The sequence below is a fragment of the Aeromonas hydrophila subsp. hydrophila ATCC 7966 genome, assembly GCF_000014805.1.
Lineage (GTDB): Bacteria > Pseudomonadota > Gammaproteobacteria > Enterobacterales > Aeromonadaceae > Aeromonas > Aeromonas hydrophila.
In genome coordinates this window covers 1,809,928-1,821,767 of record NC_008570.1, presented here as the reverse complement: position 1 = coordinate 1,821,767, position 11,840 = coordinate 1,809,928, and the positions used below count along the sequence as shown (strand labels likewise).

The following is an 11,840-nucleotide window of genomic DNA, read 5'->3' as shown; positions in this document are numbered from 1 at the left end:
GCCTCCCGGGTAGTGCGTGCTTACTGAACGATACGCTTGGCAGCGGTATCCAGGGCTTCGTCAACGCTCTGACGGCCGGAGGTTACGTTCTTGAGGGCAGTTTCGAAGGAGGACCAGAAACGGCTCATCTCAGGCACGGACGGCATCGGCTCGCCATTCTGGGCGTTTTGCATGGTTGCCTTGATGTGCGGATCGGATTCCAGGGTCTTCTGGAAGGACTTCAGCGCCACGGCGCCCAGCGGCTTGTCGGCGTTGACCGGTGCCAGACCGGCGTCGGTCAGCAGGTAGTTTTCCAGGAACTCGATGGCCAGATCCTTGTTCGGGCTGGCGGCGTTGATGGTGGCACCCAGCACGCCGACGAAGGCCTTGGCCGGTTTACCCTTCAGGGTCGGCAGCGGCGCTACGCCGTACTTGATGCCGCTCTTGTCCAGGTTGCTCCAGGCCCAGGGACCGTTGATCATCATGGCCACTTCGCCCTTGTTGAACTTGGCGTCCATCACACCGTAGTCGATGCCTTTTTCCAGGTGACCGGACTTGATCATCTCGGAGATGTAGCCGACACCGGCCTTGGCACCCGCGTTGGCCACGCCGGTATCTTTCACGTCATAACCGGTAGCGGTTTTCTTGAAGGCATAACCACCGTTGGCAGCCACCAGCGGGTAGCTGAAATAGGGGGTGTCATAGGCCCACATGATGGCGCGCTTGCCGTTCTTCTTCAGAGTCTCGTCAATCTTGGCGATCTCTTCGAAGGTCTTCGGCGGCTCCGGCAGCAGATCCTTGTTGTAAATCAGGCTGACCGCTTCCACGGCAACCGGGTAGCCGTAGGTCTTGCCATCGACGGTCATGGCATCCCAGGCGAACTGTTCAAACTTGGCTTTGGTGGCTGCATTCGGGGTCACGGGGACCAGCAGACCGGCCTTGACCCACTCACCGTAACGGTCGTGAGCCCAGAAGAAGATGTCCGGACCGTTGCCGGTGGCAGCGGCTTGCTGGAATTTCACTTCCACCTGATCAGGGTGCGCAACCGTCACCTTGATGCCGGTTTCGGCTTCAAACTTCTTACCTACTTCGGCCAGACCATTGTATCCCTTGTCACCGTTAATCCAGATGGTCAGTTGACCTTCGTCAATGGCGGCAGTGGCAGAGCAAGCCACGCCCAGAGTAGCCAGACCGATCAGGGATGACAGCAATTTCTTTTTCATGAGCCTTTCCTTGTATTAGTTCCGCGCTGTAAGAGCATTGTGTGCGAGATGAATATTATCCCAAGCCGTTACCGCCTCACATGACGCAACTCGCATTTTTGAAACGCAATTACGTATTTTCTTCCAGAAAGTTCTGAAAACATTTTCTTATTTCAGGGGGTTATCGCCATTTATTGGCATATTTATCGCCAAATTAAGAAATTAAATTACCAAAGAGAAATAAAAAAACATGAATGAAAGGGTTTTCACCTCACTGAAAACCCTTTCACGGGGATTATTCTGTTTAATTTGTTAACAAAGCACCGAGTTGGTTTCGCTGCTGCCTACCCCGTTAAATAAAAAGACACCGCAGCGAAGTGCGGTGTCTTTTTGCCAAAACTGGAAAGCAGATCACATTACGACTGGCGCAGCAGCTGATCCTTGAGGTTGGGCGGCACCCCCTTGATGGTCAGGGTATCGGTCTGGGGATCGTAGAACACCCGGCTGTTGAGCAGCTTCTGCTCGAAGCTCAAAGTCAGCCCGCCACCGGAGCCGACGAACTTGGTCAAGCCGCGCAGGGTCGAACGGTCGGCCGGGAAGCGATCTTCCAGCTCGTACTCCTGACCGATGAAGCTGTAAAAATCGAGATCGCCATCGCCCGGCAATTCCGCCGACAGCTCCTTGATCTCGATCTCTTCACCGGCGCTAGCCTGCTCGGTGCAATATTTGAAGACCTGTTTCTTGTAGTCATTGCGCTCGGCCGGCTCGAGCTGGCGGCTGTCGCAATAATCGTCCACCGCCTGCAGCAGCCCCTTATTCTGGATCTTGGCATCCATCCCCTCGCGGGCACCCAGCAGATCCATGAAAAAGTCACCCAGCTTGCGACCGACCCGACCCTTGCTGAAGGTGATATAACGGCGCGAATCCGGCTGGGTTTTCCATTCGGTCAGATCGATGCGGGCCACCAGGTTCAATTTGCCGATATCCAGATACTGGATGTGACGCAGCTCCAGCGCCTCGCTGACGGTGACGCTCTCCTTGCCCTCCAGCAGGGCGATCATCAGATAATCCACCCCCACATAGTTGTATTTGGCAAACAGCAGCACCCCCTGCTCGTCGAGGGCGTGCTCCACCAGCTGCTTGACCAGCAGCTGGGTCATCTCGACCGAGAAGGGGACGAAGTCGGTCTGTTCGCCGAGCAGCCGTTCGAGGGCGATGCGAAAGAGCGGAGAAGGCTGTTTGGGGGCACTCTCCCCCTCCGCCAGCTCGGCGACGGCGGCCTCGGGGTCGGCAAAGAAGCCGAAGCCCTTGCCACCCTTGCCGTTGTAAATGCGATGCAGCTCCGCCATCAGCCCCTGTACCGCCTCATCGGCAGGCAGAAGCTGGCTGCGGGTGTCGGCGTGAGGTTGACCATCGCCGCCCTGGCGCAGGGAGTGAAGAATGATCTTGTCGATATCGAGACTCATGTCACAAAGCCATAGTGTTAGCCGAAAGGGTGAAGTATTATAAGGCGCTTTGAACCGAGATGAACCCAAGATTATGCCCATCGTATCAAAGTACAATAACGAGCAGTTTGACGCCCTGATGAACGACCTGATCACCGCCCTGGAGAAGCACAAGGCGCCGGTGGATCTGAGTCTGATGGTGCTCGGCAACCTGACCACCAATATCATCAATGGCATGGCCCCGGCCCAGCGTCAGGCGATCACCGAAAAATACATCCAGGCGCTCACCGCCTCGGTGGATCATCGCCACGATGCTCACTGAGTCTCTTCGCATTCTTTGATGTTTTTCAAGCAGATGGATCACTATGGTCGAAACCGGCAACCCCTATCGTGATAATGTTTCTCGCCTGATCACCTGGGGGCATTGGTTCTCCTTCTTCAACATCATTCTGGCCATGCTGATTGCCACCCGCTACCTGGGGGCGATCAGCTGGCCGTCGACCACGCTCGGCGTGACCTATCTCATCATCAGCTGGATCGGTCACTTCTCGTTTCTGAGCTTTGTCACCTATCTGTTGACGATCTTCCCCCTGAGTTTCGTGCTGCCCAAAGAGAAGCCGCTGCGCTTCATCTCGGCCATCATCGCCACCCTGGCGCTGGTGCTGCTGCTCATCGACACCCAGGTGTTCCAGCTGTTCAAGTTCCACCTCAACGGCCAGGTGTGGCAGTTGCTGCTGGATCAGGCCCAGACCGAGGAGGGCTCGATCTGGAGCATCATCTTCGTGGCGGTGCCCACCATCTTCCTGGTGCAACTGCTGCTGTCGGCCTATGTGTGGCGCAAGATCAACAAGCGCAAGCGCCGTCAGTACGGCAATCAGGTGGGGCTGGCCCTGCTGGTCTGCTTCATCCTGACCCACGTGGTCAACAGCTGGGCCGATGCCACCCTATATCAGCCCATCACCATGCAGCGCGCCAACTTCCCGCTCTCCTACCCGATGACCGCCAAGAGCTTCCTCGCCAAGCACGGCTGGCTGGATCTGGATCAGTACGAGAAGAAGGCCGAATCACAGGATGGTGACAATGCGAGCCGCTTGCGCTACCCGCTGCGCCCGCTCAGCGTCAACGCCCCGCTGACTCACAAGAACCTGTTGATCGTGGTGGTCGACTCCCTGCGGGCCGACATGCTCAACAACATCAACATGCCCAATCTGCAGCGCTATGCGGATCAGCACCTCAACTTTGCCAACCACATGAGCGGTGGCAACGACGATGTGATGGGGATGTTCAGCCTGTTCTACGGCCTGCCGGGTCACTACTACGACGACATTCGCAACGACAAGACACCGCCGGTACTGTTCGACGAGATGCTGCGCCAGGACTACCAGTTCGGCCTGTTTGGCGCGCTGGAAGATGCCCAGAAGTACCGTCAGAGCATCCTCTCCGGCCTGCGCAAACAGGTGTTCGTCTCCGAGCAGACCGACGACACCCAGCTCATCGGCGACTGGCAGCAGTGGCTCGCCAAGCGCTCGCCGGACCGCCCCTGGTTCTCGCTGGTCTATCTGTCGAGCCCGGGTGACTATCAGCTGCCGGCCAACGTGAAGGGGCCCTTCCAGCCGGAGCTCACCAAGTTCAACCCGGCCACCGCCTATCAGGCCGAGAACCTGGTGAAGCTGGAGAACCGCTACAAGAATGCGGTTTTCTATACAGACCAGTTGCTGGAACAGATGCTGGCCCAGCTGCAACAGCAGGGGCTTGGCGAGCAGACCATCGTCGTGGTCACCGCCAACCACGGTCAGGAGTTCAACGAGACCCAGAACAACAGCTGGGGCTATGGCACCAACTACTCGCCCTATCAGGTGCAGGTGCCGTTCGTGCTGGCCTGGCCGGGCAACGATACCCTGTCGACGAGCCCGGTGAGCAGCCATCTGGATCTGGTGCCGACCCTGATGCAGAGCATGCTGGGAGTGCGCAATGCGCCACGGGACTACAGCATCGGCCGCAACTTGTTCGACACCAGCCCGCGCAACTGGCTGCTGGCGGGGGATCAACGCGACTTTGCCATCTATCAGGGCAACACCATCACCCACTTCAACAAGCAGGGTGACTTCGAGCTGCTGGAGCGAAACAGCTACCGTCCCATCAAGCACGGCACCCCCGACATGGGCGTCATGATCCAGGTGATGAACGAGCTGAACCGCTTCTATCGCGCCCCCTGATAGCCGCCTCATGCCCCTTGAAAACCCGCTCCTGCAGCGGGTTTTTTATTGCAGCCATCACCTTGGCATGAGCTGCCAAGCCCTCAGCCAACACCTTGCCACCCTCCCCCGTTTCATTCCCTGTCTGCCCGCCCAGTGCCCTGCAGGCGCAAACGTTGTCCCGCATTGCTACTGATGCATTAATCAAAAAATGCAGTCTGATCAGGATCATAAAAACAAAATGATAATGATTATCAATCGTTGATCTGACTGGACCTCTCTGCAATAATCCGCGGCCTTCAGGCTTAAATAATAATTATTCTCAATATGAAAACACTGCTTCACTACTGGCCCATGCTGCTGTCCGGTACAGCACTGGCCGCCGGCGATCCCGCTGGCATAGACACCTCCGGCACCACCCCGCCCAAGGCGCGCGAGACCATAGTGGTCAAGGGTCAGCGGGTCGAACAGAAACTGTCCGATATCTCGGGCTCCATCACCGTCATCACCGAAGAGGATCTGGAGCGCCAGATAGCCACCGAGCTCACCGACGTGTTCAAGAACGAACCCGGCGTCTCGGTGACCGGCTCGGCGGGCCGGCCGCAAAACATCAGCATCCGCGGCATCGGTGGCAACCGGGTGCTGATCATCAAGGACGGGGTCCGGGTCAGCGACGGCTTCGGCGCCGACGACCTCAACGACAAGGTGGGCCGTTTCAGCTTCGATCTCGATGACGTCAAGCAGATCGAGGTGGCCAAGGGAGCCGGCTCCGCCCTGCACGGCTCGGACGCCATCGGCGGCACCGTGGTCATCACCACCAAGCAGCCGGAAGATTACCTGCAGGGGCAGGATGCCTACCTCAGCAGCAAGGTGCTGCACGATGGCAGCAGCGACAAGCAGAAACTGAGCGCCACCGGCGCCGCCCGCTGGGGCGAGAGCGCCCACCTGCTGCGTCTCTCCGGCTGGCAGGGACACGAGACCGCCAACTACGACCAGAGCCGCATCCCGGCGGATCTCGATGGCCTCAGCGCCTCCACCAGCTCCAGCCTGACCCTCAATGAACAGCATCTGCTGCGCCTCGAGCTCGACTACTTCGAAGACAACGCCAAGCGGGATCAGGGGCCGCGTGAAATTCCCCAGCCCGACGGCAAGTGGCAGGTGCGCCAGTATCGCGAGAACGGCACCCAACGCTCCCAGGGCGGCAAGCTGAGCTGGGAGGCGCAGGATCTCGGCCACCCGCTGGCCGACCGATTTACCTGGAACCTGCACGGCAACTACGCCAAGAACACCGCCAACAAGCGCAGCCTGCTGCAAAATGACGAGCTGAGCGGCTACCCCCGCTATCGCAGCGAGCGGGAGCTGGCCACCTTCACCGAACAGCTGATCGGCAGCGAGCTGGATATCCGCCGCGATCTGGTCACCGGCCCCATCGAACACAAGCTGAGCTACGGCATCGAGCTGGCGCGCACCCGGCACGAGCGACCGGTGGAGAAGCTGATGCTGGAAGCCGGCATTCCCCAGCCCACCCAGTCCGCCCCCTTCAGCAGCGCCCGTACCGATCGGGCCGGCATCTGGCTGGGGGACGTGGCGACCCTGGGCCAGTGGCAGTTCACCCCGACCCTGCGCATGGATCAGCAGTGGCTGAGCCCGCAGGATGGCCGGGGCGAGAGCAACCACAGCTGGCATATCTCGCCGAGCCTGGCCACCAGCTACCGCTTCAACGAGCAGTGGCGCAGCTGGCTGAGCTACGCCAACGGCTTTAGCGCCCCCTCCTACGACAAGGTGTACGGCAACATTCCCCACTACTTTGCCCTGCCACCGTTCGAGATCATCGCCAACCCGAACCTCAAGGAGGAGACCAGCCACAGCTTCGAGTGGGGGGTGAGCGGCGAAGGGGATGAGTGGAGCATCAAGCCGGCCCTCTTTTACAACCGCTACTACAACTTCGTCGACTGGCGCCAGGTGGGCTTTCGCCTGAGCGACGGGGTCATGCTGCGTCAATACCGCAACGTCGCCAAGTCTGAAACCTGGGGCGCCGAGATCGCCGCCAGCTACTGGCTGACCCAGCAGTGGGAGCTGGCCACCAAGCTGGGCTGGGTCGACGGCAAGACCAGCCAGGGCGAATCGCCGCGCAACCTCACGCCGCTCGAGGGCAACACCCGCCTCAGCTATCAGGCCAACGACTGGAGCCTGGGGCTGCAGGCCGACTACGCCGCCGCCATGAGCCGGGTGCCCAGCTGCGGCAACAGCCTGACCCAGCAGCAGGGCGAGTGCCTGAAAACCGCCGGCTGGCTCAGCTTCGCCCTGACCGCCGACTGGCAGATCACCGACGCCCTCAAGGCCAACCTCAAGCTCGACAACCTGCTCGACACCCGCTACACCCGCTATCAGGATGTCGCCGGGCTGGAAGCGGGCACGGATGCAGGCCTCTACACCCAGACGGGCCGCTCCCTGAGCGCCAGCCTGCGCTACACCTTCGTGGGGCTCTGATGCACGCACTCCTGATGCTGGCCAGCCTGCTGGCCAATCCGGCGCCGGTCCAGCCTGTCGCCCTTGCACCTGCCGACACCCAGAGCCAGGCCGTCGCCACCTCGGCGCCGCTCGTGGCCCCGCTTATTCCTCACCGCCCACTGCCGATGCCGGGGGAGCGGGCCCGGCTCGATCCCTATGGCGGCTGGCGCGACGACAGCCGCCAGGATCCCGCCCTGCTAGCCCTGCTGGGCGAGCAGAACCGCTGGACCGAGCGGCAGCTCGCCGCGCAGCGGCCGCTGGAGCAGGCGCTGCAGGCCGAGTGGCAGGCGCAAGCGCGTGGTGAACCCATGCCGCAAGAGTGGCTGATCGAGGCGGGCAGCCAGTGGCGGATGGAAGCCGACGGCCGCCTGTGGCAACGAGACGGCGAGCAGGCTGAGCCCCGCCAACGGCTGGCGGCCCGCCAGCCGGCCAGCGGCTACTACGAGCTCGCCAGCTGGGCCCTGCACCCGAACGGGCGCTGGCTGGCCCTGGCCGAAGATCTGCAGGGCGATCGGGATTACCGCATCACCCTGCTCGATCTGGTCGACGGCAAGCCCCTGGCCATCCTGACCCACAGGGCCAGCGATCTGCTCTGGAGCCTGGACGGCAAGACCCTCTACACCATCGCCAACGAACCTCGCACCCTGCGCCCCTGGCAGCTGTGGGCCTGGCGCGATGGCAAGGAGCAGCAAATCCATCAGGAGGCGGACCCTGCCTGGCTGCTGAGCCTCTATCGCACCACGGATCGGCGCCACCTGCTGCTGCAGAGCAACAACCACGACAGTGCCGAGCAGTACCTGCTGGACACGGGCACACCGGCTCTGCTCAAGGCCCGTCAGGCTGGCCTTGAATACTACCTGGATACCCAGGGGGAACGGGTGCTGCTCAAGAGCAACCGGGACGGTGCCCTCGGCCTATATCAGGTGGCCGACCTGAGCCAGGTGGCCAAGGGAGAGTGGCAGCCGCTCTGGTCTGGCGAGCAGAGGAGTCTCGAGAAGTGGCGCCTGTTTGCCGACTACACGGTGCTGCAGTATCGCCATCATGGGGATGACTGGCTCGACGTGCTGGATGGCCGCGGCCGGCTCAGCCATCGTCTGCTGCTGACCGAGGGGGCCGGCACGGCCTGGATCCAGGGCGCCCACGACCCCGCCAGCGGGCAGATCCTGATCCGCCGCCAGGGCATGGCCGAGCCGCCGCACCAGCGCCTGCTCGATCTCGCCAGCGGCCGCTGGCTGCCGGATTCACGGGCCGCCCTCCCCTCCCCCTACCAGAGCGAGCGCCGCTGGGTGGTGGGCAAGGATGGCGTCAAGGTGCCGGTCTCCCTGGTGTGGCGCACCGACATCATCAAGCCCAAGGCGCTGCTGCTGTACGGCTACGGCGCCTATAGCACCCCCATGCGCCCCTACTACCAGCCGCAGGTGCTGAGCCTGCTGGATCGCGGCTTCGTCTACGCCATCGCTCACGTGCGCGGCGGCGGCATGCTGGGGGACGACTGGTATCTGGCGGGGCGCGGCCGCCACAAGCAGCACAGCGTGGACGACTTCCTGGCCGTGGCCGAAGCGCTGGCCCGGGATCCCGCCATCGACCCCGCCCGGCTGTTCGCCATGGGCGGCAGCGCCGGCGGCCTGCTGGTGGCGGCGGCCCTCAACCAGGCGCCGACCCGCTTCGCCGGGGCCGTGCTGCAGGTGCCTTTCGTCGATCTCATCGGCACCATGAGCGATCCAGAACTGCCGCTCACCCGCCAGGAGTACGCCGAGTGGGGCAACCCGGCCATTGCCGCCGATTACGCCGCCATGCGCCGCCTGAGCCCTTACGACAACCTGCATGCGGCCCCCTATCCCCCCGTCTATGTGACGGCCGGGCTGCACGACAGTCAGGTGCCCTACTGGGAGCCGCTCAAGTGGGTGGCCCGCCTGCGGGAACACAGCACGGGGGCGGGCCCCTATCTGCTCAGCACGGCCCTCGACGGCGGCCACCGCACCAGCCCGGGCAACGCGCGCCAGCAGGCGGCCCGCGAGTACGCCTTCCTGCTCACCCTGGCGGGCGCCCGCCGGTGATCCCTTTTCTCATTTTTATGTTGGAGTAAACCATGAAACCCTCTTCCCTGGCCCTCTGGCTGGCGGCAACCCTGCTCTCCCAGCCGCTGCTGGCGGCCGAGCTGCAGTTTGTCGATGAACAACCGCTGACCACCACACCCAAGCAGTGGCTCGAACAGCGCCTGGGTGTGAGCCTGGCCCCCGACTACGAGCGGGCCAGTCTGCTCGGCCATCACTACAGCTTCCGCCAGCTGGTCAACGGCCTGCCGGTGGCCACCATCCAGGCCGCCGTCAGCGTCGATCAAACAGGCAAGCCCTGGCGCATCTATCACAACAGCCGGCCGCTGCAGAGCAGCGAACCCGGCTGCGACGCCGCTGGCACTCTGGATCCCCTGCTGGAGCAGCTGCGCGATGGCGGCAACGACATCGACACCCTTGGTCCGGTCGAAGCCTGGTACTGGCGCGACGGCGACACCCTGGTGCCGGCCCTGCGCCAGCGGGTACGCGAGCATCAGGCGGGCAACGCCAAGGCCAGCTATGTGCAGCTCTTCGCCAGCTGTGACGGCAGCCGCGAGCTCGGTCGCTGGATGGATGCCGCCACCACCCAGGCCAGCCGCGTCGCCGACGCCGGCGACACCCAGCTGGAGGCTCGGGTATTTGATCCGGATCCCCGTACCCAGCTGCGCGACGCCAGCCTGGTCTGGCACGAAGCCCTGCAACTGGCGGATGCCGCCTATCAGGACAAGGTGCCGCTGCCGGTCACCCTGGCGGGTGGACGCTATCTGCTGAGCGGCCCCCACGCCCGGGTGGTGGATGCCATGGAGCCGAACACGGCCCCCTTCAGCGCAGACAACCCGCAGGCGTTTCGCCTCACCCGCGATGATCGCGGCTTTGCCGACATCAACGCCTACTACCACCTGGATCTGGCCCAGCGCCACCTCAAGCGCCTCGGCTTTGCCGATCTTATTCCGGGGGCGCTCGACATCGACACCGAAGCCGGCTATCAGGACAACTCCCTCTACGATCCGTTCGAGCGCCGGCTGGAGCTGGGTCGCAGCGGCGTGCCCGATGCCGAGGATCCCATGGTGATCTGGCACGAGTTCGGTCACGCGGTGCAGCACCACATAGTGCCGGATCTGGGGGACGAGGCGGACTGGGGCGCCATCGGCGAAGGCTTCAGCGACTACCTGGCCGCCAGCCACCGCCAGCGCAGCGAAGCCGGTCGCCAGTTCGAGCCCGCCATGGTGTTCAACTGGGATGCTCGCTTCACCGACCGCACCCCGCGTCAGCTGGACGATCTGCGCGCCCGCTACCACCCGGATTACAACTACCCGGCCCACCGCACCATCAACGGCAGCAATGGCGATCAGTTGTGGGGCACCCCGCTGTTCCAGGCGCTGCTGGCCGCGGTCGCCGAGCAGGGCGAAGGGGCGCGGGACGAGTTTGATCGCCTGATCATCGAGTCCCACTTCGGTCTCGGCCCGGCCATCCGCATGCCGCAACTGGCCCGCATCACGGTGGATACCGCCGCCCGGCTCTACCCGGCGCACCCCTATGCCAGGCTGCTGGAGCAGGCGTTTCGCCAGCACGGCCTGTTGCAGGCACCGGTCAATGTCGGCCTCAGTGATGGCAGCGTCATCGAGCTGGGGCAGCGCCAGTCGGTGCAGCTGACCCTCACCAACCAGGGCAAGGCGCCGGTCACCCTCAATGAGCTGGCTCTCACCCTGCCAACCGGGTTGCAGGCCGATCCTTACAGCTGGCAACCGGCGACCCTCGCGGCGGGTGCCAGCATGACCACCACCCTGCGCCTGCTGGCCCAGAGCCCGCTCGCCTGTGGCGACGAGGTGGCGCTGCCGGTGAATCTCGCCATGAGCGGCACCAGTCCGACCGAGCGCCAGTGGCAGCAGTCGCTGACCCTGCCCATCGGCGCCCCCATCGTCAGCCGTGCCAGCGGCCAGCCGCTGACCTTGAGCGATGCCATAAGCGACGAAGTGCGTGGTCTCAGTGAAACCAGCCTGCAGATAGAGAGCAGCGAGGCCAGGGTGAGCGATCGGCTGCAGCTGAACCTGGATCTGCAACACCCGGCGCTCGATGAGCTGGAGATCTGGCTCAACTCCCCCTCCGGCACCCGCATCCAGATCTGGAACAAGGGCTATAGCCCATTGCCGCGCCTCAAGGGGGTGTTCCCCACCGAGCTGCTGCCCCTGCAGCCCTTCAGCGCGCTGGAAGGGGAGCCGCTGGCCGGCCGCTGGACCCTGGAGATAGTGGACAGCAAGCCCGGCAATCGGGGCCGCATCAACGGCTGGAGCATCAGCCAGCGCACCGGCGCCCAGTGCAGCAAGCCGGTCGCTCCGCCCGATGACGGCATCATCCACTTCCAGGTGGACGACGGCAGCGGCGGCGGGGCAGCCAACCTGCTCTGGTTGCTGCCGCTGGCACTCTGGCGCCGCCTGCGCCAGCGCACCTGAATCC

The 11,840-nt window shown here is 63.2% G+C and carries 7 protein-coding genes; 5 read left to right on the top strand and 2 right to left on the bottom strand.

Translation table 11 applies throughout. The annotated features are described in order from the left end of the window. Nucleotides 1-20 precede the first annotated feature (20 nt). Complete coding sequence (malE, locus tag AHA_RS08390; RefSeq protein WP_011705558.1) at nt 21-1,202, bottom strand: maltose/maltodextrin ABC transporter substrate-binding protein MalE; 1,182 nt, start codon at nt 1,200-1,202, stop codon at nt 21-23. A gap of 395 nt (nt 1,203-1,597) precedes the next feature. Then, a complete protein-coding gene (gene yejK / locus AHA_RS08385; protein ID WP_016350315.1) occupies nt 1,598-2,647 on the bottom strand; it encodes a nucleoid-associated protein YejK in 1,050 nt (349 codons plus the stop codon). 73 nt (nt 2,648-2,720) lie between these two features. Between yejK and AHA_RS08380 the strand changes: the two genes are divergently transcribed. From AHA_RS08380 to AHA_RS08360, 5 genes are all read left to right on the top strand, one after another. Next, nucleotides 2,721-2,948 (top strand): YejL family protein, encoded by a 228-nt coding sequence (locus AHA_RS08380; RefSeq protein ID WP_011705556.1) that lies wholly within the window; start codon nt 2,721-2,723, stop codon nt 2,946-2,948. A gap of 43 nt (nt 2,949-2,991) precedes the next feature. Further along, nucleotides 2,992-4,842: a DUF3413 domain-containing protein gene (locus AHA_RS08375; protein WP_011705555.1), complete on the top strand. Its 1,851-nt coding sequence runs from the start codon at nt 2,992-2,994 to the stop codon at nt 4,840-4,842. 306 nt (nt 4,843-5,148) lie between these two features. Beyond that, on the top strand, nt 5,149-7,311 hold the full coding sequence (locus tag AHA_RS08370; RefSeq protein WP_011705554.1) for a TonB-dependent hemoglobin/transferrin/lactoferrin family receptor: 2,163 nt from the start codon (nt 5,149-5,151) through the stop codon (nt 7,309-7,311). Next, on the top strand, nt 7,311-9,389 hold the full coding sequence (locus AHA_RS08365) for a prolyl oligopeptidase family serine peptidase (RefSeq protein WP_011705553.1): 2,079 nt from the start codon (nt 7,311-7,313) through the stop codon (nt 9,387-9,389). The genes AHA_RS08370 and AHA_RS08365 overlap by 1 nt, the downstream gene beginning before the upstream one ends. A 32-nt stretch (nt 9,390-9,421) precedes the next feature. After that, nucleotides 9,422-11,836 carry a proprotein convertase P-domain-containing protein gene (locus AHA_RS08360; protein WP_011705552.1) on the top strand — a complete coding sequence of 805 codons (2,415 nt, stop codon included), beginning with the start codon at nt 9,422-9,424 and terminating at the stop codon, nt 11,834-11,836. Nucleotides 11,837-11,840: the final 4 nt, after the last annotated feature.

Bases quoted from the DNA above. Each gene is read 5' to 3' on its own strand.
- malE (WP_011705558.1), bottom strand. From the start codon at position 1,202: ATGAAAAAGAAATTGCTGTCATCCCTGATCGGTCTGGCTACTCTGGGC.
- yejK (WP_016350315.1), bottom strand. From the start codon at position 2,647: ATGAGTCTCGATATCGACAAGATCATTCTTCACTCCCTGCGCCAGGGC.
- AHA_RS08380 (WP_011705556.1), top strand. From the start codon at position 2,721: ATGCCCATCGTATCAAAGTACAATAACGAGCAGTTTGACGCCCTGATG.
- AHA_RS08375 (WP_011705555.1), top strand. From the start codon at position 2,992: ATGGTCGAAACCGGCAACCCCTATCGTGATAATGTTTCTCGCCTGATC.
- AHA_RS08370 (WP_011705554.1), top strand. From the start codon at position 5,149: ATGAAAACACTGCTTCACTACTGGCCCATGCTGCTGTCCGGTACAGCA.
- AHA_RS08365 (WP_011705553.1), top strand. From the start codon at position 7,311: ATGCACGCACTCCTGATGCTGGCCAGCCTGCTGGCCAATCCGGCGCCG.
- AHA_RS08360 (WP_011705552.1), top strand. From the start codon at position 9,422: ATGAAACCCTCTTCCCTGGCCCTCTGGCTGGCGGCAACCCTGCTCTCC.